Genomic DNA, 21,860 nt, shown 5'->3' with positions numbered 1-21,860 from the left:
GACGGGCGAGACCGGCTGGGCCGGCTTTGGCGTGGTCGCGCTGGCCGTCGCGGCGGCGCTGGCGGTGCTGTGGCTGCGGCGGCATCGGCCCAGCCGGGGTGCGCGCGGAGCGGGCCTGATTCGCGCGGTTTGGGGCGTCGCTGCCGGAGGTGCCCTCCGGCTGGCCCCGGGACCGGCGGAATGCTGCCTCTCCGGGGGGATTGCCGCCGCGCGCGGGGCGAATCGCGCATCGAGGGGTGACTCGTGCGGCGCAAGTGCCGAGACTTGTGCTATGATCGGTGCGGTTCCGATGTACCTGATGAGGGAGAAGCGAGATGGGTTCGAAAGCAATTCTCATGGCGGCGCTGACGGCCAGCGTGGCGGCGATGCCGGGCACCCGCGCGGCAGCGGATTTCGCCGACGGTCTCGTGGGCGGGCTCGTCGGCGGCGCGGTGAGCGGTATCATCGTCAACGAGAGCGCCAAGGCGCGCGAGCGCAAGCGCACGACGACGACCACGACGACGAGGCGGGTCTATCGCGCGCCCTCCGTGTCTAGCCAGCAGGTCCGCGAGGAGCAGGCAGCGCTCAACTATTTCGGCTTTCCTGCGGGTACGCCAGATGGCATCCGCGGGCGCAATACGCGCAACGCGACTTCGCAGTTCCAGGCGCATATGGGATATCCGGTCAGCGGGCATTTGCAGGATTATGAGCGGCAGTTCCTGATCTCGTCCTACTACCGGGCGCAGTCGGGCGGTGCGGCCACGGCGCAGATTGCCGCGCAGAGCGGGCAGGGCACGCGGGGTCTTTTGCATGCCTATCGCGACGAGGCGCTGGGCATGCAGCAGCAGGGGCAGGGCGGGATGATGGCCCTGGCCCCGCAGGATGAGCAGACGCAGGCGGCCTCCGGCTCGGAATCGGACGGCGGGGCGCTGCCCAACCTGATGGCCTCGGGCGGGGACGGCCCGTCGCTGGCATCGCATTGCAACCAGGTGAGTCTCGTCACCAGCTCGAACGGCGGGTTTGTCACCGCCGCCTCGATGCAGGACGCGCGCTTTGCCCTGAGCGAGCAGTTCTGCATCGCGCGGACCTATGCCATCGCCGAGGGCGAGAGCATGGCCGCCTCGCTTCAGGGGATCACGCCCGAGAAGCTGGAGGAGCAGTGCCGCGCCTTCGGCCCGGCAATGCGTGAGCACGTGGCGGCGCTGTCGCTTGACGACCGGGAAACGGTGCTCGACGGGGTGCGGGGCTTCGTGCGCCAGACCGGGCAGTCGCCCGCGCAACTGGCCGGGACCGCGCGCATCTGCCTGTCGGTGGGGTATCGCATCGACAACATGAACGTGGCGCTCGGCTCGGGCCTGTTGCTCGCGGCGCTGGGCGAGGATGCCTATGGCGAGCTGATGGGCCATCACCTCAACGAGGGATTCGGCACCGCGCGCCGCCCCGCGCTGGCCAAGCAGTGGTTCGCCGCGGCGGTCGAGGCGGTGGAGAACGGGGCCGAGCCGGTCTTTGCCCCCGGCGATCCGGGACGCAACGCGCTGTTGCGCAAGGCGGTGTTCGGCGCCGATGCGGGCGTGCAGGGCGGGGCCGTGCAGCCCGCCTCGACGCTGCCCACCTTCGACGTGGACTGAGCCGGGAAGGCCACCGGCGAGGGGGGTCGAAAAACCGGAGGGGCGATGCGATTTGCCCCTTCACAACCGGATGAGCATTGCGTATATGCCCCGCAGCCTACCAGGCACGTGCGGTCGTGGCGGAATTGGTAGACGCGCAGCGTTGAGGTCGCTGTGGGGTAACACCCGTGGAAGTTCGAGTCTTCTCGACCGCACCATTACATATAATAGAACATTGAAAATACGTAATAAACTTGGCCGGTGTGAAGTCGACCACCCTGTTGGCCCACCTCTTTTCATGTGTTTGAGCGGGCCAGAATGTGCAACTATGGCTAGCCCTTCGTGACTGGGTGGATATTGGCGACGCGATCGATCAGGGGCTCACGGTTCGATTTGCTCAGGACGACTTGGATATGCTGACACGCGGCGGCCAGCTCAGTGCCGAGATTCGGGCTGTGATCGCCGCCGACTACGGACCGAGCACACCGGAAGGCATCGTTCTGCGAGAGCTGTTGACGACGCAGGCAGGGGCCTGATGGCTCAACCTTGAAGTTCCTGCTTCCGGCGCCGAAACTCGTCTTCGTCGATCTCACCGCGCGCGTAGCGTTCCTTGAGGATCTCCATCGGATCGCGGGTCTCGCCAACCCGGTTACTGGTAAGCGCTCGAAAGGCGAAAACGGCAACTGCGATAATCAACCCCCAGAAAAGGATCATACCGAAACCTGCCCACCAGCCATGTCCGCCACCCCACATCATGTGCCCATAGGTGTCATTGGCATTGCTGCCCGGATCCGCGAGCGCCGGCACGGTGCCCGCCAACAGAGCGATCACGCTGGTTTTCAACCACATATAGTCATTCATGATCTTGTCCTTTCTTGATAGTTGAGACTTTGTGAGAACGGCAAGTCAAGTCGCACGAGAAGCCCACCGTCCGGGTGGTTACGTAAAGTGATGTTGCCACCATGCGATCGCAAGATTGTGCGTGCAATTGACAGGCCGAGACCGGTGCCACCTGTCTCGCGCGAGCGTGACGTCTCGACCCGGTAAAAAGGCTCAAAAACCTCTTCAAGTTGAGTGTCCGGGATGCCGGGGCCATGATCGCGAACCCAGATCAAGGCTCTGTCATATTGCCGGGAATAGGTGACCTCGACACCTTCGCCGTAACGCACTGCATTCTCTATGATGTTCCGCAGTGCTCGGCGCATGGATTGAGGCCGGAGCCTGATCTGAAGCGGTGCACCCGCTTCGAGTCGAAATGCGTTGAGCATGTCTTGTTTCAGCTCAGTGAGAAATTTTCCCAGCTCTACCGTTTCCGGGGGTTCATTGATTGCCATACCGCGAGAAAAAGCCAGCGTGCGCTCTACCATAACCTGCATTTCCTCGATGGATTTCACCAAGGCGTCGCGGGTCTCCTCCTCATCCACCATCTCGGCGTGAACCCGCAAGGCGGTAAGTGGCGAGCGCAAATCATGACCCAGAGCGGCCATGATGCGCGTCTTGTCCGCAACCGTGCGTACCAGTCGCTCCTGCATGCGATTGAAGGAGTCTGTCAGATTTCTGACTTCGCTTGGACCGGCGACCGGAAGCGGTTCGCTTTCCTCTCCACGACCAATGCTGTCGGCGGCTTGGGCCAAACGCCTGAGCGGCCACGTCAGGCGGGCAAGCAGGTACCAGCAAGCGACACCAATCAGCAACGCCGCCGTGAGGCCAAAGCTCACCGCGGAAAAGACCGGCCATTGCAGGGGCGGGCGCTGAAAGCGGGTATCGACATTCAGCCAGGTGCTATCTGCAAGCGCGATAGAGAGCGTTAGTTCAAGCCCCGAGAACTTGTCATGCATCATCTGCTCGTGCGCGGCGGTGATCTGCGGTGACATCGTCTTCATCGGAGGGAACGCGCGATCAACCTCATGCAACTCCACGCGGATCTCGCGGCTGTCTTCGCTTCCAAGCAGCGACCTGATGCGCGCTTCAACCACTCCTCTTGCACGGTGATCAAGATGATCCACAGCCGCCTGCGGGTCGATCCGAAACCTTGCAAGCGGGGAGTCAGCGGCCCGGAGAATAGAGGTATGCAGGTCCGGTGGCGCCCGTTCGAGGAGAAGCGCCACATTCGCTGCGCGCCCGGCCGCCTCTGCCCCGATCGCAGCGCGCACGGCGAGGCTGCGTTCGTCCACGAACAGCCAGAGGCTTATAGCCTGAGCCACCAGGAGACTGCCTATAATGAGCAACAGAATCTGGACACGCAAGCTATCCAGACGCTTGCGGGTCACTGCTTCACCTCGACATCCGTTGCAAGGCAATAGCCCCCGTTTCGAACCGTGGTGATGATTTTGGGTCGCCCCGGGTTGTCCTCGATTTTTCGCCTGAGACGGCTGATCTGATTGTCGATGGTCCGGTCGAAAGCGGCGGGTATTCGTCCGACCGACAAGTCAAAAAGCTGCTCGCGGCTCATTATGATACGCGGGCGTTCCAGCAGGATTGTCAGCAGTTTGAACTCTGATGTTGTCAGCACGTCCTCGCGGCCGTCTGCCGCGACAAGACGGCGTGTGTCGGTTTCGAGCGTCCAATCCGCGAACCGTACACGGCTGCCTGTAAGACTTCCCGCCAGGGCTTTCGGTTTCTGCGCCCGGCGCAGAATTGCCTTGATCCGCGCAAGCAACTCGCGAGGATTGAAGGGTTTGGGCAAGTAGTCATCCGCACCGACCTCCAGGCCGATGATACGGTCCATTTCCTCACCAAGCGCTGTCAACATCAGGATCGGGGCCGACCCCTTGGCGGACAAGCGGCGACAGACCGATATCCCGTCTTCGCCGGGCATCATAACGTCCAGGACGATGAGGTCATAGCGGCCAACCTTCAGCAGGTCATCCATCTGGGCCGCGTCGACCGCACTCGTGACGCGCATGTCATTCTTTTCCAGATATCGCGCAACAGCTTTACGAATTTCTGCGCTGTCATCGACCAGAAGTACGTGGGGCGGGTTCGTCATGGCTTGTATCTAGGTGGTTGAAGGATCGTTGCCGAGAAGATTTGTCGCGAAACGTAACAAAGTCAGACTTTTCGACCCTCGCAGATGATTGATCCCAAGTTTAATGATACGAGAAGCTCTTCGTTGGACTGGAGCCATGCGCTCGCCGCCATGCTGTCACGCGCTATAGCAACACGCATGATCCAACCCGCTTTGTCGGTTGATTTGCGCGGTGGCGGGCACGTTCGCGCCCGTCATGGCTTCAATTGCTCCATCTATGGGATTCGGACGAACTGATGCCCTGTGCTGTTCGTTTCGACAGTCGTGATCAGATCAAGCGTCTTTGGGTCGAGAACCCATAGCTCGTTCTTCGCCGCGCTGCTCACCAGAAGCGCGTCGCCCACGCGCGCCATGTGATAGGGTTCGGGGCCGACGTTGACTTCCAGACGTTCACCTGTGGCGCGATCAATGCGTACCACGCGGTTGCGGTCGCGTGCGCTCGACCAGATTGCATCCTTGTCGGCTGCGACGCCATGCAGTTCACCGCCAATTTCGAACGACACAAGGGCTTCACCGCTGTCGGCATCGATGATGGAAACTTTCCCGGTGTCGGACTCGCTGACAATCAGTTGACGGGCCTCGGCATCCAGCAGCATGTGGTTGGGTGGGCCTTGCAGTTTGAAGTTTCGCGTTACAATCCCGTCTTCTGGGTCGAGTTCGCTGATTGTGTCATTGCCGGCATTGGAAACGAAGAAATTGCCGGTCTTCGGATCAGCGATTGCATATTCGGGGATCGGTCCCGTGGCGATAGTCGCTGTCACCTCACCGCTTTCCAGGTCGATAAGCGAAACAGAACCGAGCCCAGGATGAGTCATCGCGGCGAAGCGTTCATCCGAGGAAATCCCGACATGGTGAACGATGCCGGGCACTTCGATGCGGCGCAGTATTTCATGACTGTCGGCATCGACCAGGGTGACCAGACTCGTGGCGCTTGTCTCGGACTTTTCTCCGCCTCCGTGGTGGGCTTCGTGATCCTCTTCGGAAACCTGGGAGGGTTTGGCCACCTCGCCGCCTTCGGTTTCCGTGAGACTGCCAGCTACCAGAATGCCCCGTTTCGGTGCGCCTGCCAGCCCGTGAACGTTGCCGAGCCCTTCGATGCGGCCCGTAGCCCTGAAAGCTTCATCCAAATGAAGCACCGTTCCGCGCGTTCCTTCCGGGATGTAGACATCGGCCAATGCAGCACTGCCAGTCAGTAGTGCGGCACCGATTGCCATTAGTGGAATTCTCATAGCATAGCTCCTTGTTTTCCAATGGTGTTCCGTGTTGAGCATTCGACCCTGTCCGCAACCAGAACCGGCGCACAGCGTCGGTCGTGCGTCCCCTTTCACGAAGCAAAGCACGGTTCATATCACGGTCGTAATCCTCGCGGCGTCTACTCTGACTGCGGCACATGTCGCGCGCCGCAGTCAGGTCCTACTTGTCGCATTCGGGCGTCCCTTTGTCAGCCAGAGCGCCCGATTGAATGCTTCAGCGACCTTGCTGCGGGCCGGTACGCTCTTCGAACATACGCTGAAACTCTGACGCCGTCGCCATGTGGGCATCCATTTCCTCGCGCGTGACCTTGCCGTCGTCGTTCCGATCCGAGTGGTCGAAATGGCCGCGCATGTTGTCGGTCATGTGAATGTTATTGTCACGATCAGGCAGGTCATGATGCCCGGTTACGTATCCCATGTCTGCGAGTGCCGCGCCGCCGACAACCGTGGCGAATGCGGTTGCGATAATGAGTGAGGTGTTGCGTTTCATTGAGTGCCTCCATTTTGCGTGTTGCATGTTCAACTTGGCAAATCGGATGTGCTATGCAACGGGCTCCTGGAGTAGTCGTGTAACGGTCTGTCACAGAACTCCACCTGGTTACATTTGGTGACAGATTTTCTCGGTGAGTGGCGTTCGATCCTGTAGGTCCAGGTCAGGACGAAGGTGACCGTTTCGACATTGGGGCTACCCATGACGCCAGTTGCGACTCTGAAGATTGTCTTTGCCATGGTGCTTTGGGCATTGTGTTTTCCCGTCATCGCGGCCGGACTCGAATACTCGCCTCACCTGACCTTCGCAGCTATGAGGGCGATCCTGGCAGGCAGCGTTCTTACGCTTTTGGCACTTGTCCTGGGGCGGCCCTTTCCGCGTGGGTGGCGGGTTTGGATGACGCTTGCAGGTGTTGGCCTCGGTGCGACAAGTCTCGGTTTCCTTGGAATGTTTCATGCGGCAGAGTTCGTCTCGCCTGGCCTTGCGACAGTCATAGCGAATACGCAACCTCTTCTGGCGGCTGTCCTCGCGGCGTTCTGGCTGGGGGAGAAGTTGTCTTTCCTGGGTAGCTCAGGTTTGATCGCAGGCTTCGCGGGAATCGTGCTGATTGCGCTGCCAGATTTTCTTGGGGGAGGAAACGAGAGTTATGCAATTGGCGTTTTCTACATCATTCTCGCAGCGGCAGGCGTTACGCTTAGCAACGTCATGATAAAATCCGTTGCAGGAAAGGTTGATAGCCTTTCGGCAATGGGATTGCAGATGCTGTTGGGCAGCATACCACTGGTCATTGCGGCTTTGATCACGGAGGAGCCTGCCACGATAAATTGGACGCTGGCGTTCATCGCTTCGCTTCTTGTTCTGGCCTTGGCAGGATCCGCTCTTGTGTATTGGTTATGGTTCTCGGCGCTGGAGACGGTTCCCTTGAACCGGGCCAACGCCTTCAGCTTTCTTATTCCGGTCTTCGGACTGAGCTTGGGCATTGTGATCTATGGCGAGCGGCTATCGCTCTTGCAAACTGTCGGTATCGTTCTGATATTCTTGGGGATAGCGATGGTTCATCACAGGACGGGAAGGCCTCGCATTAAGGGTTGATGACGGTGCCCTTGCGTCTCAGTCAGAAGGAGGCGGCAAAGTATGACCGAGGCAGAAAAAGAAACGCGAGAAATCGCGCATGACCACGACCCGGCCAAAATGGCGCTTTCAGAAGGTCGGCAAGCCTTCTTGGGATTCCTGATGCGCCGTTTGGGCAACAAAGCGGATGCCGAGGATGTTTTGCAGGAATTCTGCATTCGCGTGCTAACGCGCAAGGATCAGCTGCGTGATGTGGCGCGTATGGATTCCTGGCTTTACGCCGTCTTGCGTTCGACGATGAACGATCATTTCCGCAAGACGGCACGTCGCGGGCGCCTGGCCGATGCATATGGCGGGGAACCCAAGGAGTTGGCTGATGATGCTCCCACACAGATGGCGCAATTTTGCCGTTGCGTGAACGGCCTGATACCGGCCTTGCGCGATGAGGATGCCGACCTGATCCGTCGGATCGACTTTGGCGAGGAGGACCGCGCTGCGGTTGCCAACGACATGGGCCTGACCAGGAACGCGCTTGGAGTGCGGCTATACCGCGCCCGCGCGGCCTTGCGTGATGCGCTGACTGGCCATTGTGGCAAGTGCTGCAAGGCAGGTTGGGACGATTGCTACTGCCCTCCGGTTGGCAGCGAAAGTCCAGAGGACGAGATGTGCTGCGCTCCCAGGGATGCATCCAACTAAACGAGTAATGTCTCGTTTGCTTGTAATGGTTTCCGTCAGGAGGCGTCCCCTTCTGCGAAAGGCCCATGTGGGGGCGTCAATTCGGGGCCTCAGACCCAACAGGACGGCACCGCAACCGATGTCATCGTGAAACCGATCAAGAGCAGGCGAAGGAGAGCATGATGCCCGCTTCTCAACAGATGACGAATGACACAGGCGCAGCCGATCGGCGCGACTTTCTCTACTATGCAACCGCAGCCACCGGAGGAGTTGCGACGGGGGCCGCGGTCTGGCCGTTGATCAATTCCATGAACCCTTCGGCCGATGTTGTCAGCCAATCGAGCATTGTCATCGATTTGACGGACGTCACGGTGGGATCCAGGGTCACCGTCAGTTGGGCGGGCAAGCCCGTTTTCATCTGGCGGCGTTCGCCGGAGGTGATCGCAGAGGCGCGAGCGACATCGCTCAATGATCTGGTAGATCCGATTGACAACACAAGAGAAAATCCCAACAGCAGTCAGGAAATGCCGGCGCTCGATCAGAACAGATCGGCTGGTGAGGGCGGTGAGTGGTTGATCGTGATCGGAGTGTGCACACATTTGGGGTGTGTGCCGGTCGGTCAGGATGGCTCCGGCGTAGGAGAATTTGGGGGTTGGTTCTGCCCGTGCCACGGATCGCATTACGATCGGTCGGGCCGAATTCGCAAAGGCCCGGCGCCGCGCAATCTCGATATTCCGCCCTATAGCCTCGGGTCTGATCTGCTGCTGAATATTGGAACTGCGTGAACTGGCGGAAAGTTCGAGAGATCTGCCGTTTTCCCTGTAATGTAATGTCGTGACGGGCGTCTCCAATACGAAACCTTGATTGAAGGAGGCCAAGATGGACCAGAAAACCACCCAGACCGATAATTCCCAAACCCGGAAGCCAAAACCCGACGGGTGCTGTGGCGGTCATTCCGCCAGCCCCGCCGCTGATGTTGGGTCAGAGGTTCGGCCAACGTCTGCAAGGTCAGGGGGATGCTGCTGCAGCAACAAATGAGATCGGCCGTGATACGACCTCGCAAACCAAGAAGGTCAGGCCAGTAACGTGTCAACATTCGTCAATGGAAGGACATGATAGTCATGATTACGCTAAGCGCATTTGCGGGGCTCTGTGTCCTGCTTCTCGTCCAATCGCGTTACTCGCTGCGAAATCGCGAAATAGCCATTCCGATTATCCGCGAACGAGATCACACATCGGGTGCTACTTTTGGCGTCCATCACGACAAAACGATACAGGAAATGTCGTGACACCCCTCCGTCTGTGGGTGCGCTCACCCTCATAACGATATCGCTTCAAAAGACTTGGAAGGAAAAATCATGTCAGATTTCACACCTGTTCGCATTTTTCCCGTAGGCATGGCCCTTGGGATATTGCTTGCGCTCAGCTTTGTGCTGTGCGTCATCTTTGGCCTATTGTTCCCGAACGCCACCATGTATCAGGCTTGGCTGCCTCTGCTGCCCGGCGTGACCTGGATCAGCTGGCCAAGCGCCCTTCTGGGGCTGATCGAAAGTTTCGCCTATGGCTGGTATATTGCCGTGATTTTCGTGCCGGCGTTCAACTTCTTTTCGCGCAAGGCGAAGGCATGACAAACCAATGAGCAAGTCTCCAGAAGCCACGGCTTGGCGATCACCGTTGCGCATTGGGGGCGTCGGATACTTCGACCCATTTGTGACGAGCTAACCGTGGACAGGAAAGGACGCAGGATGAACGTGACAAAAGGCCGGAGAGGCGGAAAAGAACAGGATAACGAGAGCTATGACACGGTACCGGACGGATATTCCGGCACCGTCTATACCTGTTCGATGCATCCCGAAGTGCGCCGCATAGAAGAAGGTTCCTGTCCAAAATGTGGGATGTTCCTGGAGCCGGAGACAATGGTTGCCGAAGGAAGCGGGTGTACGCATGACCATCACGGCCACGATGCCCATGCTCACGGTTCTGCTTCGGTCGGTACAAGGGGAGGCGAATACGACACCGTGCCCGAAGGCTATACCGGCACGGTCTATACCTGTCCGATGCACGCCGAAGTGAGGCATCCCGGCCCTGGCTCCTGCCCGATCTGCGGCATGGGGCTAGAGCCGGAGACCGTCGCCGCCGAAGACGAGGGCCCGAACCCCGAACTGGTCGATTTCACCCGGCGGTTATGGATCGGTGCCGTTCTGACCATCCCGGTTCTTATCCTTTCGATGGGACCGTTTGTCGGCTTCACCTATTTCATGGAATTGCTGGGCGAGCGTACGTCGCTTTGGCTGGAACTGGTCTTGTCGACACCGGTGATCCTGTGGTCGGGTTGGCCGTTCTTCGTGCGCGGCTACCACTCTTTCCGGACAATGAACCTGAACATGTTCAGCCTCATCAGCATGGGCGTGGGTGCGGCTTATTCGTTCAGTATTCTTGCTGTCGTGGCACCCCAGATATTCCCCGAGGGTTTCCGCGACGAGAATGGCAATGTCGGAGTTTACTTCGAGGCCGCGGCCGTGATCGTCACGCTGGTTCTCCTGGGGCAGGTAATGGAACTGCGCGCCCGCGAAGGCACCGGAAAAGCGATCCGCGCCTTGCTTGACATGGCCGCGAAGACGGCCGTGGTGATCCGCCCCGATGGAACCGAGGAAGAGATCGATCTCGACCAAGTGGAACTGGGCGATCACCTGCGCGTGCGGCCGGGCGACAAGGTTCCGGTCGATGGTGTCGTCGTCGAAGGTCGTTCTTCGGTGGACGAGTCAATGATTTCCGGCGAGCCCGTTCCCGTCGAGAAGGTCGCGGGCGAACCCGTCACCGGGGCGACGATCAACGGCACCGGTAGCCTCGTGATCGAGGCCACGCGCGTAGGCGCGGACACGACGCTCAGCCAGATCGTTCAAATGGTGGCCGACGCGCAGCGCAGCCGCGCCCCAATCCAGAAATATGCGGATAAGGTGGCGGGCATGTTCGTGCCTGCTGTTATCGCGACTGCCATCGTGTCTTTCGTCGCCTGGTCAATCTGGGGGCCGGACCCGGCCATGGCGTATGGCCTTGTATCGGCCGTGGCGGTGCTGATCATCGCGTGTCCCTGTGCACTTGGCCTTGCCACGCCGATGTCGATCATGACGGCAACTGGCAGGGGCGCGCAATTGGGTGTGCTGATCAAGAACGCGGAGGCGCTGGAGCGTTTCGAGAAGATCGATACACTGATCGTGGACAAGACAGGAACCCTCACCGAAGGCAAGCCCAGGCTGGTCGCGGTACTCCCTGAAGCCGACCATGACGAGGATGAAGTCTTGCGCCTTGCCGCGTCGCTCGAACGCGGCTCGGAACATCCGCTGGCCGAGGCGATCGTGCGTGGCGCCGAGGAACGGGGCGTCGATCTTGCCAAGGCCGAGGATTTCGAGGCCGTCACCGGCAAGGGCGTCAAGGGGCGGGTCGACGGCAAATCGGTCGCGCTCGGCAATGCGGCCCTGATCCGGGATATGGGGCTGGACAGCGGCGCGCTGGTGGATACCGCCAATGCGCGGCGCGACGAGGGCGAAACCGTTATGTTCATCGTGCTGGACGGTACGATCGCCGGGCTTGTCTGCGTCGCCGACCCGATCAAGGAAACCACGCCAGCGGCCCTGAAGGCGCTGCACGAGCTGGGTTTTCGTATCATCATGGCCACAGGCGATAACGAGCGCACCGCGCAGGCCGTCGCGAACCGCCTGGGCATCGACGAGATCCGCGCCGATGTCCTGCCCGAAGACAAGGCCCGGATAATCAGGGAACTGCAGGATCAGGGCAGGAAAGTCGCGATGGCAGGCGACGGGGTCAACGATGCCCCGGCGCTGGCCCAGGCCGATGTTGGCATTGCCATGGGCACCGGCGCAGACGTCGCGATCGAGAGCGCGGGTTTCACCCTGGTCAAGGGCAATCTTGATGGCATCGTGCGCGCCCGGAAACTGAGTCAGGCCACGATGCGCAACATCCGCCAAAACCTGTTCTTCGCGCTGATCTACAACGCCTCGGGCGTGCCGATCGCGGCCGGCGTGCTCTACCCATTCCTGGGTATCCTGATCGGACCGATCTTCGCCGCGTTTGCGATGAGCGCGTCTTCACTGTCGGTCGTTGTGAACTCCCTTCGGCTGCGGCGACTGAAATTCTGAACCGCTTATGGTGGATAATTCCACCATTCAACCTGAGTAGGGCCAGACCAAATGACAAAGCAACATCAGGACGAGGACAATCATCACGACAATCGCGACAAGGGTTTCTGGAAGTCCCGCACGGGCATCTACCTTTTGATTGCTCTCGGGATCGGTGCGTTCCTGCTCGCGTTCGAACACCGTGTCCATATTTTCGGAGGCAATGGGTTTCTCGCGCTGCTACTTCTGGGATGCGTCGTCATGCATTTCTTCATGCACGGTGGACACGGGGGGCATGGCGGAGATGACAAGCCATGACGCATGACCCCGGTTATGGGCTGTGGTGACCTGCCACTGAACTTTCATCCAGCCGGAACCGGAGCCCTTTGGATTGTGCTGTTCGCCTTGTATTCCGAGTTCATTCTACACCTGCCCCTTCGTCTGACCAGGAGGTGTCCTCGGTTCGGTCTGTGCGCTTCGCGCTGCGCGCGCGCCAGCACATGTCGCAGACCGGATCACCAGCCGACAGCGTGCTAGGTCTGCGGTAATGCCCTCGCTGGCCATCCCCGGCGATGAGGTCCGCGCCGGGCCAATCGTAGAGGCACCAGCTTTGCCGAAAAGCCTCCAGCAGTTCGGGATCCTCGTGGTGCGTGGCTACCCTGCGCGCAAAGCTCTGGGGCGGGCAATGGGTGAAATGCGTGTGCAGATCGTCGCCCTCCCGGAAGACGCGCGTTTCATAGCCGGGCGCACCGACCGGGCGGAACGGAAAAACCAGAAGAGCCCGGATCGTCCAGCGCAGCCTGCGCCCGGGATCGCGGCTAGCGATCCGCGCCGGCAGCGACGACAGGCGCAGCATGCGGCGGTAGAGGTCCCAGCCGATATCGGCCACTACCGAATGCGCGCAATCCGTTCTGACCCCGTGCCGTCGCAGCGCCGCATCGGCGGCGACGGTATATACGGCGAGTTCGACCATCAGACGGCTTCCGCCGTTGGGCAGAGCGTGCAGCCCGGCGACCTTTCGCATCTCTTCGACGATCTGATCCAACGTCTCGAGGAACCTGTCCCTGTCCTGCCGCAGCCAGCGCATCGCGGCGCCGCCCTCGTCGTGCAGTGTCCGGTTCGCCAGATGCCGGTGGCAGGTGCGGCGCAGTTCGCGCCAGAGAAGCCAGCGCACCATTTTCCAGTGGAGCGGTGTTGGTTCCGGCGATGTCCGCAGTTTACTCATGCGTCGCCTCCTTTCGGCGCTTCTCCCTCATAGCCACAAAGACAAGCGGGGTTAGTGTCAGCGCACCGAGTCCGATGGCTGCCAAAGCGGTGCGCCCGGGGCCGCCGCTGACCGCTTCGTTGCCGAAATGGGCCAGGACAAAACTGGCCGGGATAATCCCGGCGAGAGTCGCGAGTGCAAAACGCCAGAAATGCAGGCAGCTGAGCCCGGCGGCGTAGCTCACGATGTCGAACGAGATGAAAGGCATCAACCGGCTGGCGAGCACAGTGAAGGTCAGCGCATTCTGAGAGCCAAGCAAGCCCCTGTCTACCTTGTCACCCAGCCATCTGGTCAGCACGTCGCGCCCCAGTAGCCGCGCCAGTACGAAGGCCACCATGGCACCGAGTTCAGCGCCAATAACGATATAGATGGTGCCGATCGTATGGCCATATGCGGCACCCGCGGCCAGGGCAATGGGCGCGCTCGGAATCGGCGTGGCGACGATGGCGAGCGTCATTAAGCCGATGATGACGGTTGGACCCCACGCACCGGAGGCCTTCACCCATGCCGATATTCGTTCGCCACTCAGATCTTCCCAGAGGCCGGAAAGTGGGCCCAGGAACAGCGCCACGGCGACAACGACGATGACAACTGCCACGCCGATCTTCGCTATTGTTCTGATCGAGACAACTTGCGCCACCGAATGGACCTCACGGGCGATAAAGGAGAAGGAGAAAAGCAGCGGCGGGCAGGTCGAACACCACACATGAGGGGATATACCATCTTGGCACCGGGGCGCCGAAAGCGCCGTTATGATGCAAAATGTCCCAGGCCGCATGCGCCGCCAGCCCCAAGGGCAGGGCGAGCGGAGTCCAGAGCAGCCCGGCCAAAGCGCCTCCCGTGTAGAAGGCGGCGACGCCCGGCTCCAGCCAGAAGACACGGACGGAACCGTCGGACGCCCCGAAGCCAATATAGGTGCCCGCGATCAAGGCAAGGGTCAGGGCGGCGATCGCCGCCGAGACCTCTTCGGTGACCCACAGGTGGATCGGCGCAAAGGCAACGAACAGGCCCGCACCAATCGCGCTTGGGCCAAGCTTCCCGCTAGCGATCCTGCTGACCCGCGTTCCATAGCTTGTCATGCGGCGTGCCGTCCTCATCTTCACCGGCGTTGCGGCCTAGCCACCGCAACTCTAATCATTCCAGTAGATGGAAGCTCAAGCCATTATCTGGAATAGCGCTCCTTATCGAAGTCGATTTCTTTTCCGGTCGCTTGGAGGGGTGTTTGACCAGCGCCAGTATCCCCGGCACGATCAGCACGATAACAAGCAGCATCCAGAAACCGCCCATTCCGAAACCGATCAGGTCGTCCTGCCCCCCTTAGTATTGAGACGGCGCCGATCGCATGTCGGCGCCGCAATGTTCAATTGTCGTCGGAGCCATCAGTGCTTTGCATCATGGACCCCATGCCTTGACCGTTGCCTTGCGGGCCCTGCTGCTGCCCCATGCGGGCACGTATCTTCTGCATGCGCTCCATCCTCTTGGCAGGTTTTGTCATTTCCTCGCTCGTAATGGCGCCATCGCCATCCGCGTCGAGGTGCTGGAACCGATCAACCATCTTCTCGCGGATCATGGCGCTGTGCAGGGTTTCGAATTCTGCGATCGAGAGTGTGCCATCGCCATCGCTATCATACTCGGTCAGCTTGGCCTGCATTCCTTCGCGCATCTCCTGTGGTGTGACCTGGCCATCACCATCGGCATCGAGCATCTGCATCATGGCACCGCGCATCATTCCGTGCCCTTTTCCGCCCATCATGCCGCCATGCATACCGTGCATTTTGTTCATCATCTGCATCATGGCGGACATATCGCCCATCATGCCGGAGCCGTCGCCCTGCATCATCATGCCACCACCGGCGGGCCCGGATATCGAACCGTGGCCATGGGCGCTTTGGGCATAAGCGACCCCACCAACTGCGGTTACAGCGGCCACCGAGAGGGCGAGAAAAGAATGTCGTAACATGGTGATCTCCTTTATTCCTGAATCACCATGCCGATATAAGATGTCCCAAGGCCCGTTCATCCGGTGCCGCCAGACTTTGGTGTAACGTTTTGTATCGAAACGCTCGGCAAAAGTTCCTCACACGGTTTCGATTTGCTGCTTGCCAAAGGCAACTCTGACAACCGAATGCGAATGACCTCACCGGCTTTTCTTGAATCCCCACAATCGCCCAGCCTCGCCTTGGCCGAGTACCAGCGGGAACACGCTGGAAGAACTGGAAGGTTGGCGCGAGACGCGGTGGCGTCCTTACTCTTTTGGAAGCTCCACAGCGTGGGTCACCCGGCGCACTGACAGGGATGGGCCGCGATATCGGGTCGATCACGGGTCATCATCCATGTCAGCAGAAACCCGGCCAACAGCAACAGCCCGCCGCCATAGATCATCCCCTTGGCCGGCATCTCGGCAAAGACCAAGAACCCCAGTGTGCTCGCGACGACCGGCGAGACGATGATATCGACGAGGGAATAGACGTTCGCGTTGAGAGTCTTGAGGACGATGGAGATGCCGAAATAGGCAAATCCCGTAGATACCAACCCAAGCGCCAGCGCCCAGACACCGGCAGGCACGATGATGCCCAGTCTCTCGTTTTCCGCCGTGCCCAGCAGGTCGCCGGTGCCGTAAATCAACAGCGCCGGCGACAGGACGACCGCCGCCGCAAGCATCGACCACGCGATATCGTTGCCCGTCTCTGACTTGCCCTCGTATCGCATGTAGGTGATCATCGCCGCATAGATCGCGCCGTCCGTCAGCGCGACGAGATTGCCGATCATGTATCCACCTGAGAGGGGTTTGGCGAGGACGATGCCGACGATGGCGATACCGAAGACGAGAACATGGCCCAAGCCTGCCTTCTCGCCGAGGAAAATCGCCGAGAATATAAAGGTAAAGAAGGGCGCCACGCTCCAGAAAATGACGGCATTGGCGATTGGCACCAGCGTCATGGCGTAGTTGAAGACACTGATCTGCGTCGCGATAAGAACACCGATGACGATGGTGTCCTTCAAATTCCCCCAGGGCAGGCGGATCGGTCGGCCGGTGGCGACTGGCAACGCGAGCATCAGGAAGGCGGCTGCTGTCAGGATCGCGTAGAAATTCAACGTCTGAATCGGGATTCTGCCGTCGGTCAGCTTGACGAAGACACCGATCGTCGCCTCGGACAATGTGATCAGAAGTAAAAGAAATATGGTTTTCATATCCGGCATCCGATCAGGTGACGTCTGTGAACAAAGCGCCCGAATGTGCCTCAAAAGGCCCGTGAGTGCCGCGACACGGCGGACACGGGTGCGCGTCAGGAGCGGCTAGGCGTGTTGTGGTTCCCGTCCGCAGTTATGTCGATGGCTTCTGCGCCGCTTTCATCGAGGCAGCGGTCCTCGACCTGCAAGGTGACGAAAAAGAAGCCAAAGCGCTTGCGCAACATACTATGGGCTGTCTTCAGCGTCTCTTGCGGATCGGCCCCTTGCCGGACACGCAGGTGAGCCGAAAAGACATATTTGCCGCTGGTCAGTGCCCAGGCGTGGACGTGATGTGCGTCCGCGATGCCATCGATTGCCTCCAGGTTCCGCGTGACCTCGCCAAGGCTAACGTCGCTCGGGGTGCCCTCCATGAGCAAGTGGATGGAATCACGCAGGATTCCCCAGCTTGCCCAAACCAGAACGAAGCCGAAAGCCATGCCGAGAATTGGATCGATGAGCAGAAAACCGGTGAACTTGATGACCAGTGCAGTGATGATGATCAGCAGACTCCCAATGAACGTCTGAATGATGTGCCAGAGCGCGCCCTTGACGTTCAGATCGCTCTGGCTCTGCTTCCAGATCAACCCGAGCGAGATGAACTCGGTCACAAGGCCGCCAGCCGCTGCCCACAGCATTGGCCCGGTCGGCAGATCAATAGGAGACCCCAGACGCATTGCCGCCATCACGATCACCACGATCGCCATGGCAAGCAGGAAACCGCCATTGACCAGCGCGCCGATGATTTCCGTGCGATACCAGCCAAAACTGCGATCCTCATCTGCCGGACGGCGGGCGAGTCGCGCTGCAATGATTGCCACGAGGACACCCCCCACTGCGGAGAAGGTGTGGAACGCATCCGAGATCACCGCGATGGAACCGGTCCAGAGGCCGATTGCCATCTCGATGACGAAATAAACACCTGTTAACCAAGCTGAAATTGCCATGCCACGACCGCTCTGCGGCATGTGACCTGCGTGTCCCTGTCCGCTCATCATGGTCTCCTTTCCAGTTTGGTTTTCAAACTTTGGCGCATCTTTTGGGAAAAAGATATCTTTAGGCCGCCCCGGCCTACAACCGGAGCGGCCTATTGTCAGAACATCAGACGCGTGCCGATCACGATGGCGAACGCATCCGTATCCTCGCCATTGGCGCGGAGAATGTCCTTTGTGTCGCCAAACGAGGCTTCGTAGTTCACGCCGATATAGGGAGAGAACGCGCGGTCGATGACATCGTAGCTCAGCCTTGCTCCGATCTCTACAACGGCGCCGCCCGCGCCCCGGTCGCGCGCCAGATCATCCTTGAGAGGCAGATCAACCTCTATACTCGGGGTGAGGATCAGCCGATTGGTCAGAAGCGCCTCATACTCCGCCTCGAAACGGAAGAAGGGATGATCGGAGACAAAGAGATCGGCATCGATCTCGAACCACTGCGGTGCGAGGCCCTTGATGCCCACCACGCCAGCGTAACGGTCGGGGGCACCGTCCGGTGTGCCTGCATAGGCCCCCACCACGGCGTCGAAGAACGTCGAGACCGGAAACTGCAGACGCAGCTGGTTTTCCAGCTTCTCGAAATCATCCGATGTGAGACCAAGTTCCGCCTCGCTGCGCCAGACGAATTTCATCTCATCCGACCCCGCCAGAGCGTCGAAATCCCAGACCAGGGCGTCCTCGCCATCCATCGAGCGATATTCGAATTGCTCCGCTTGAAAGCCCCAGATCAACGGTTCGGCCTGTGCAACCTGAGCAAAGGGAAGAAGAAAGCCGGCCAGTCCGGCCAGTTTGAAACATTTCATCATGATTTTCCTTATATTGACTGGCTCAGGCTGGACGCCCCTTGACCACAACCTTGCGAAACATGCCGCCGTCTGCGTGGTAGGAGAGATGGCAGTGGAAGGCCCATTGCCCAGGGGCATCGACTTCGACCTCGATGTCGGAGGTCACTCCGGGCTGGACACTCACCGTATGCTTGATGGGATTGCGCGCGCCCTGACCGGTATCGACGATCGACCACATCCCGTGCAGGTGCATCGGATGCGCCATCATCGTTTCGTTGATGAACCGGATACGCACGCGTTCGCCGTAGTTGAGGACGATAGGATCAGCGTCGTCGAATTTCACATCGTTGATCGACCAGATGTAGCGCTCCATGTTGCCCGTCAGACGGAGCTCAATGGTGCGCGACGGAGTACGGTTCCGATAGAGCGGTCGTGCGGCGCGCAGATCGGTGTAGGACAGGAACTTCCCGCCGTTATAGGCCTTGGGTGTCAGCCCGCTGCCGGGCGCGTAGAACGGGTCGTCACCGTTAGACATCGCCATGCCGGAGCGGTCCATCCCGTTCATGCCAGGCGTGCTCGAACCAGACATCTGCGAGTTATCCATGTCCTTCATCGCAGGTTGTGCCGACGGCTCCATGTCGGAATGGTCCGCGCCCTGCATGGCCGAAGGGTCCATCGCCTGCGGTGTCGGTGCACTTGCGGCGCCCATGTTCGAGTGATCCATGCCGGTCATGTTCTGCATGCCGCCAGCGCTCTGCATGACGTTATCACCCATATCCATGCCCCCCATCATCCCGCTCATGTCGGCGATGGTGAGCAAAGGCTTGGGCCGGAGCGGTGGCACGGCCCCGGCATAGCCCTCTTTTGGCGACAGGGTTCCGCGCACGAGAGCGGTGCGACCCATGGACTCGGCAATGATGCTATAAACCTTGTTTTCCCGCGGCTGGACGATGACGTCATACGTCTCCGCCACGGCAACACGCAGCTCGTCCACCGTAACCGGTTTGACGTCGTTGCCATCAGCCTGGACCACGGTCATCTTCAGGCCCGGGATACGCATGTCGAAATAGGTCATGGCCGAGGAATTGATAATCCGCAGGCGGACCTTCTCACCGGGCCGGAACAGCCCTGTCCAGTTCTGCGAGGTGCTGCGCCCGTTGATCAGGGCGGTAAATCCCTGCACATCCTCGATGTCCGTCGGCATCATCCGCATCCGGCCCCACATTCCGCGATCCTTGAGCGCCGCCTGCAGGCTGTCCTGACGCGAGTCCTCGATCAGCGTCTGCAGGGTGCGTTGCGAGCGGTTGTAGTAATCCGGCATCATCTTGAGGTTGCGCATGATCCGGCTGCCGGGATGCGGGTGCTTGTCGGCCAACTGCACGACATAATCGCGATCGGCCCGGACCCGTTCACCGTCACGCGGCTCGATCACGATCGCCCCGTAGGCACCGTCGGGCTCCTGAAAGCCCGAGTGGCTGTGAAACCAGTAAGTGCCAGCCTGTTGGATCGGGAACCGGTAGGTGAAGGTGTCACCCGGAGCAATACCGTTGAAACTGATGCCTGGGACGCCGTCCTGTTGGAAGGGCAGGATCAGCCCGTGCCAATGAATCGAGGTGCTCTCGCGAAGATTGTTGGTCACGTTGATGGTGACTTCCTCGCCCTCCTTGAAACGCAGGGTCGTTGGATGCTGGCTCTTGTTGTATCCGACCCCCATTTTCCGAAAGTTCCCAGTATCGATCCGAACCCGGTCGACCGTGACGTCATAAGTCCCTTTCGACGTGATCTTGGGCGATTCATGCGCGCGCAGCACCGCTGGCATGGCGAGTGCGGCAGCCGCGGTCAAACCGAACTGACGCCGGGACAGACCTGTTGCCAGATGTTTCGACGAGCTGAGCGCGGTATCGGAAAGCGCGCGCTGTTTTCCTTGGAAGAGTCGCATACTCTTCTCCCTTTTGATGATTGACGTGAGGGTTCGCCCGAAAAGGGCAGATATGGATTTGCTTGAGGAGGAGTGTTCCCGCGAGCGCCGGAGGTGTTCAGACGCTGCCCCAACCGGGGCACTCGTCAGACATTCACACCCATTCAAACTTGGGCGCGAACCGAGACCGCAAACGCAAGCTGCAGGAATGGAAATCGAAGCTTGTTCAGGCTCGCGGCGGGGGCGAAGAAGCTTCTGGCGTCAAGCTCTCGGCGTCGACTGCGTGTGACCGATGATAGAGATGTACGACAAAGAGTTTCAGTTCGGGCAATGCATGGTCCACGTTAGAAAAAGTGGCGCAGTGTATCATCATACCCGGGCAGCCAGGGATGGCATCGTCCGACACAAGATGTTGGCCACAATCACGCACATCCATCGCGACGACGTCACTCTGATCTTCGTGCGGCGAGCCTGCTTCAGTTCCTACAAATGGCATGGCCGCACCCATCAGGAAGATGAGCGACAGAATATGTGCCATTCGTGTCAGTCTGAAAAAACGCATAGGTTCCCGTGGCCTCGTATCGTCGTAAAAGAGCGCGATTGCCGCGAAAGATCAAGGATACATTTCGTTACAATAATTTCGCGCCTAAGGCCTTGATTTATCTTGACCTTTCAGTGCAAGAACATAGCTATGCTCGATCAAATCATGACGTGTTGTGAGGCTGAATATGCTGAGTTTGCCAATGGTTTTGTGCGAAAGACACCGAGCCCTTTCAGCAGCAATGAGCGTCGCGGCAACGTTCAATATCTTGCACATGCCATCGATGATCGAGAACTCGGGACAGCCAAACCCTGCCCATCGCATCACTTCGTTGCGCAAACCGTGTGATCGGCGAGATCCTTTCGGTGCGCCTGTTCCCGTCACTTGCAACATGGTCGGTCAAGCATGAGCAAACTCGGTTGGATGATCGCGGCTGTGCTGGTTGCGGGGGCAGGTGCGTTCGTTTGGCAGAGCACACGTACCGGGCCAGGCCCGAACGGGCATTCCATGACCCCGCCCGACACCTCGGACATCGCGGACGGTGCGGCCATCGTCGCGGTCAGCGTGCCGGACGACTTGTCGTCCCTGGCGCAAATGGGAGAGCGTGCCTTCAACGCGAAATGCGCAGCCTGTCACGGGGACGATGCCGCAGGTCGCGAAGGCAAAGGCCCGCCCCTGGTGCACAAGATTTACGAACCCAGCCATCACTCGGACATGGCCTTCGTGATGGCGGCTAAGAATGGTGTCCGGGCGCATCACTGGCGCTATGGAAACATGCCGCCGGTGGACGGCGTGACAGATGCCGACGTGAAGGCGATCACCGCCTATGTGCGCGCCCTTCAGAAGGAAAACGGGATTTTCTGATGGATTCGGCGCGACGCATGGGGGCGGCC

General features: G+C 59.8%; 26 protein-coding genes and 1 tRNA gene. 11 read left to right on the top strand and 16 right to left on the bottom strand.

The features are described 5' to 3' along the window. Positions 1-314: 314 nt before the first annotated feature. The 3 genes from CRJ03_RS03905 (at position 315) to CRJ03_RS03895 (ending at position 2,122) form a co-directional block, all read left to right on the top strand. Positions 315-1,607 carry a peptidoglycan-binding domain-containing protein gene (locus CRJ03_RS03905; protein WP_104017609.1) on the top strand — a complete coding sequence of 431 codons (1,293 nt, stop codon included), beginning with the start codon at positions 315-317 and terminating at the stop codon, positions 1,605-1,607. 110 nt (positions 1,608-1,717) lie between these two features. After that, positions 1,718-1,804, top strand: a tRNA-Leu gene (locus CRJ03_RS03900). Positions 1,805-1,936: 132 nt separating this feature from the next. Beyond that, positions 1,937-2,122 carry a hypothetical protein gene (locus tag CRJ03_RS03895; RefSeq protein ID WP_129590232.1) on the top strand — a complete coding sequence of 62 codons (186 nt, stop codon included), beginning with the start codon at positions 1,937-1,939 and terminating at the stop codon, positions 2,120-2,122. Between the two features lie 4 nt (positions 2,123-2,126). Here the strand turns inward: CRJ03_RS03895 and CRJ03_RS03890 are convergent, their stop codons facing one another. The 5 genes from CRJ03_RS03890 to CRJ03_RS03865 form a co-directional block, all read right to left on the bottom strand. Beyond that, positions 2,127-2,447, bottom strand: coding sequence for an SHOCT domain-containing protein (locus tag CRJ03_RS03890; protein WP_240611549.1), 321 nt, complete (start codon positions 2,445-2,447; stop codon positions 2,127-2,129). After that, entirely contained in the window at positions 2,444-3,856 is a 1,413-nt protein-coding gene (locus CRJ03_RS03885; protein ID WP_104017607.1) for an ATP-binding protein, read from the bottom strand. Before CRJ03_RS03885 ends, CRJ03_RS03890 begins: the two co-directional genes overlap by 4 nt. Further along, positions 3,853-4,575 (bottom strand): response regulator, encoded by a 723-nt coding sequence (locus tag CRJ03_RS03880; protein WP_104017606.1) that lies wholly within the window; start codon positions 4,573-4,575, stop codon positions 3,853-3,855. Before CRJ03_RS03880 ends, CRJ03_RS03885 begins: the two co-directional genes overlap by 4 nt. A 254-nt stretch (positions 4,576-4,829) precedes the next feature. Continuing rightward, positions 4,830-5,828, bottom strand: a complete 999-nt coding sequence (locus CRJ03_RS19590; RefSeq protein ID WP_165375228.1) for a YncE family protein — start codon at positions 5,826-5,828, stop codon at positions 4,830-4,832. Positions 5,829-6,081: 253 nt separating this feature from the next. Beyond that, the gene (locus CRJ03_RS03865) at positions 6,082-6,357 is read right to left on the bottom strand and encodes a hypothetical protein (RefSeq protein WP_104017603.1); all 276 of its coding nucleotides are present in this window, start codon (positions 6,355-6,357) and stop codon (positions 6,082-6,084) included. Between the two features lie 201 nt (positions 6,358-6,558). Between CRJ03_RS03865 and CRJ03_RS03860 the strand changes: the two genes are divergently transcribed. The 5 genes from CRJ03_RS03860 to CRJ03_RS03840 all read left to right on the top strand — a co-directional run bounded on the left by CRJ03_RS03860 (position 6,559) and on the right by CRJ03_RS03840 (position 12,260). Beyond that, entirely contained in the window at positions 6,559-7,449 is an 891-nt protein-coding gene (locus CRJ03_RS03860; protein ID WP_104017602.1) for a DMT family transporter, read from the top strand. A gap of 42 nt (positions 7,450-7,491) precedes the next feature. Continuing rightward, complete coding sequence (locus tag CRJ03_RS03855; protein ID WP_240611548.1) at positions 7,492-8,124, top strand: RNA polymerase sigma factor; 633 nt, start codon at positions 7,492-7,494, stop codon at positions 8,122-8,124. A 158-nt stretch (positions 8,125-8,282) separates the two neighbouring features. Continuing rightward, complete coding sequence (petA, locus tag CRJ03_RS03850; protein ID WP_439126617.1) at positions 8,283-8,888, top strand: ubiquinol-cytochrome c reductase iron-sulfur subunit; 606 nt, start codon at positions 8,283-8,285, stop codon at positions 8,886-8,888. Positions 8,889-9,461: 573 nt separating this feature from the next. After that, positions 9,462-9,731 (top strand): DUF5676 family membrane protein, encoded by a 270-nt coding sequence (locus CRJ03_RS03845; RefSeq protein ID WP_206018292.1) that lies wholly within the window; start codon positions 9,462-9,464, stop codon positions 9,729-9,731. Positions 9,732-9,848: 117 nt separating this feature from the next. Continuing rightward, a complete protein-coding gene (locus tag CRJ03_RS03840) occupies positions 9,849-12,260 on the top strand; it encodes a copper-transporting P-type ATPase (RefSeq protein ID WP_276308220.1) in 2,412 nt (803 codons plus the stop codon). A gap of 27 nt (positions 12,261-12,287) precedes the next feature. On the opposite strand, the gene CRJ03_RS20240 is transcribed toward CRJ03_RS03840, so the two are convergent. Continuing rightward, a complete protein-coding gene (locus tag CRJ03_RS20240) occupies positions 12,288-12,449 on the bottom strand; it encodes a hypothetical protein (protein ID WP_240611553.1) in 162 nt (53 codons plus the stop codon). Between CRJ03_RS20240 and CRJ03_RS03835 the strand changes: the two genes are divergently transcribed. Then, positions 12,396-12,557, top strand: coding sequence for a DUF2933 domain-containing protein (locus CRJ03_RS03835; RefSeq protein ID WP_240611551.1), 162 nt, complete (start codon positions 12,396-12,398; stop codon positions 12,555-12,557). The two genes, CRJ03_RS20240 and CRJ03_RS03835, sit on opposite strands and share 54 nt — an antisense overlap. Before the next feature lie 100 nt (positions 12,558-12,657). Here CRJ03_RS03835 and CRJ03_RS03830 read toward each other — a convergent pair whose 3' ends face one another. The 10 genes from CRJ03_RS03830 to CRJ03_RS19585 all read right to left on the bottom strand — a co-directional run bounded on the left by CRJ03_RS03830 (position 12,658) and on the right by CRJ03_RS19585 (position 20,964). Continuing rightward, complete coding sequence (locus CRJ03_RS03830) at positions 12,658-13,464, bottom strand: hypothetical protein (protein ID WP_129590230.1); 807 nt, start codon at positions 13,462-13,464, stop codon at positions 12,658-12,660. Continuing rightward, positions 13,457-14,143: a TVP38/TMEM64 family protein gene (locus tag CRJ03_RS03825; RefSeq protein ID WP_240611546.1), complete on the bottom strand. Its 687-nt coding sequence runs from the start codon at positions 14,141-14,143 to the stop codon at positions 13,457-13,459. Before CRJ03_RS03825 ends, CRJ03_RS03830 begins: the two co-directional genes overlap by 8 nt. Before the next feature lie 10 nt (positions 14,144-14,153). Then, entirely contained in the window at positions 14,154-14,582 is a 429-nt protein-coding gene (locus CRJ03_RS20235; RefSeq protein ID WP_104017597.1) for a hypothetical protein, read from the bottom strand. Positions 14,583-14,637: 55 nt separating this feature from the next. Next, the gene (locus CRJ03_RS19805; protein ID WP_206018291.1) at positions 14,638-14,790 is read right to left on the bottom strand and encodes a hypothetical protein; all 153 of its coding nucleotides are present in this window, start codon (positions 14,788-14,790) and stop codon (positions 14,638-14,640) included. 73 nt (positions 14,791-14,863) lie between these two features. Further along, entirely contained in the window at positions 14,864-15,463 is a 600-nt protein-coding gene (locus tag CRJ03_RS03815; RefSeq protein WP_240611545.1) for an EF-hand domain-containing protein, read from the bottom strand. 314 nt (positions 15,464-15,777) lie between these two features. Then, positions 15,778-16,695, bottom strand: a complete 918-nt coding sequence (locus tag CRJ03_RS03810; protein ID WP_104017596.1) for a DMT family transporter — start codon at positions 16,693-16,695, stop codon at positions 15,778-15,780. Positions 16,696-16,790: 95 nt separating this feature from the next. After that, a complete protein-coding gene (locus CRJ03_RS03805; RefSeq protein ID WP_104017595.1) occupies positions 16,791-17,726 on the bottom strand; it encodes a cation diffusion facilitator family transporter in 936 nt (311 codons plus the stop codon). A gap of 98 nt (positions 17,727-17,824) precedes the next feature. Then, positions 17,825-18,526: a copper resistance protein B gene (locus CRJ03_RS03800; RefSeq protein WP_104017594.1), complete on the bottom strand. Its 702-nt coding sequence runs from the start codon at positions 18,524-18,526 to the stop codon at positions 17,825-17,827. Positions 18,527-18,551: 25 nt separating this feature from the next. Then, positions 18,552-20,447 (bottom strand): copper resistance system multicopper oxidase, encoded by a 1,896-nt coding sequence (locus CRJ03_RS03795; RefSeq protein ID WP_104017593.1) that lies wholly within the window; start codon positions 20,445-20,447, stop codon positions 18,552-18,554. A gap of 205 nt (positions 20,448-20,652) precedes the next feature. Then, positions 20,653-20,964 carry a hypothetical protein gene (locus tag CRJ03_RS19585; protein WP_129590228.1) on the bottom strand — a complete coding sequence of 104 codons (312 nt, stop codon included), beginning with the start codon at positions 20,962-20,964 and terminating at the stop codon, positions 20,653-20,655. A gap of 153 nt (positions 20,965-21,117) precedes the next feature. On the opposite strand from CRJ03_RS19585, the gene CRJ03_RS19580 reads away from it, so the two are divergent. Continuing rightward, positions 21,118-21,315 carry a hypothetical protein gene (locus CRJ03_RS19580; RefSeq protein ID WP_129590227.1) on the top strand — a complete coding sequence of 66 codons (198 nt, stop codon included), beginning with the start codon at positions 21,118-21,120 and terminating at the stop codon, positions 21,313-21,315. A 57-nt stretch (positions 21,316-21,372) separates the two neighbouring features. Next, the gene (locus CRJ03_RS03790) at positions 21,373-21,831 is read left to right on the top strand and encodes a c-type cytochrome (RefSeq protein ID WP_104017109.1); all 459 of its coding nucleotides are present in this window, start codon (positions 21,373-21,375) and stop codon (positions 21,829-21,831) included. The last annotated feature ends 29 nt before the right edge of the window (positions 21,832-21,860 follow it).

The organism is Roseovarius nitratireducens, assembly GCF_002925845.1.
GTDB classification, from domain to species: domain Bacteria; phylum Pseudomonadota; class Alphaproteobacteria; order Rhodobacterales; family Rhodobacteraceae; genus Roseovarius; species Roseovarius nitratireducens.
Note: the sequence above shows the minus strand (reverse complement) of the source record. Positions and strands in the feature narration are given on the sequence as shown.

Coding starts and splice junctions, on each gene's coding strand:
- CRJ03_RS19585 (WP_129590228.1), bottom strand. CDS start 20,964: ATGGCACATATTCTGTCGCTCATCTTCCTGATGGGTGCGGCCATGCCA.
- CRJ03_RS03805 (WP_104017595.1), bottom strand. CDS start 17,726: ATGAGCGGACAGGGACACGCAGGTCACATGCCGCAGAGCGGTCGTGGC.
- CRJ03_RS03800 (WP_104017594.1), bottom strand. CDS start 18,526: ATGAAATGTTTCAAACTGGCCGGACTGGCCGGCTTTCTTCTTCCCTTT.
- CRJ03_RS19580 (WP_129590227.1), top strand. CDS start 21,118: ATGCTCGATCAAATCATGACGTGTTGTGAGGCTGAATATGCTGAGTTT.
- CRJ03_RS03860 (WP_104017602.1), top strand. CDS start 6,559: ATGACGCCAGTTGCGACTCTGAAGATTGTCTTTGCCATGGTGCTTTGG.
- CRJ03_RS03845 (WP_206018292.1), top strand. CDS start 9,462: ATGTCAGATTTCACACCTGTTCGCATTTTTCCCGTAGGCATGGCCCTT.
- CRJ03_RS03790 (WP_104017109.1), top strand. CDS start 21,373: ATGAGCAAACTCGGTTGGATGATCGCGGCTGTGCTGGTTGCGGGGGCA.
- CRJ03_RS03905 (WP_104017609.1), top strand. CDS start 315: ATGGGTTCGAAAGCAATTCTCATGGCGGCGCTGACGGCCAGCGTGGCG.
- CRJ03_RS03815 (WP_240611545.1), bottom strand. CDS start 15,463: ATGTTACGACATTCTTTTCTCGCCCTCTCGGTGGCCGCTGTAACCGCA.
- CRJ03_RS03880 (WP_104017606.1), bottom strand. CDS start 4,575: ATGACGAACCCGCCCCACGTACTTCTGGTCGATGACAGCGCAGAAATT.
- CRJ03_RS20240 (WP_240611553.1), bottom strand. CDS start 12,449: ATGGACACGGTGTTCGAACGCGAGCAGGAACGCACCGATCCCGAGAGC.
- CRJ03_RS20235 (WP_104017597.1), bottom strand. CDS start 14,582: ATGACAAGCTATGGAACGCGGGTCAGCAGGATCGCTAGCGGGAAGCTT.
- CRJ03_RS03810 (WP_104017596.1), bottom strand. CDS start 16,695: ATGAAAACCATATTTCTTTTACTTCTGATCACATTGTCCGAGGCGACG.
- petA (WP_439126617.1), top strand. CDS start 8,283: ATGATGCCCGCTTCTCAACAGATGACGAATGACACAGGCGCAGCCGAT.
- CRJ03_RS03795 (WP_104017593.1), bottom strand. CDS start 20,447: ATGCGACTCTTCCAAGGAAAACAGCGCGCGCTTTCCGATACCGCGCTC.
- CRJ03_RS19805 (WP_206018291.1), bottom strand. CDS start 14,790: ATGGGCGGTTTCTGGATGCTGCTTGTTATCGTGCTGATCGTGCCGGGG.
- CRJ03_RS03865 (WP_104017603.1), bottom strand. CDS start 6,357: ATGAAACGCAACACCTCACTCATTATCGCAACCGCATTCGCCACGGTT.
- CRJ03_RS03855 (WP_240611548.1), top strand. CDS start 7,492: ATGACCGAGGCAGAAAAAGAAACGCGAGAAATCGCGCATGACCACGAC.
- CRJ03_RS19590 (WP_165375228.1), bottom strand. CDS start 5,828: ATGGCAATCGGTGCCGCACTACTGACTGGCAGTGCTGCATTGGCCGAT.
- CRJ03_RS03890 (WP_240611549.1), bottom strand. CDS start 2,447: ATGAATGACTATATGTGGTTGAAAACCAGCGTGATCGCTCTGTTGGCG.
- CRJ03_RS03830 (WP_129590230.1), bottom strand. CDS start 13,464: ATGAGTAAACTGCGGACATCGCCGGAACCAACACCGCTCCACTGGAAA.
- CRJ03_RS03840 (WP_276308220.1), top strand. CDS start 9,849: ATGAACGTGACAAAAGGCCGGAGAGGCGGAAAAGAACAGGATAACGAG.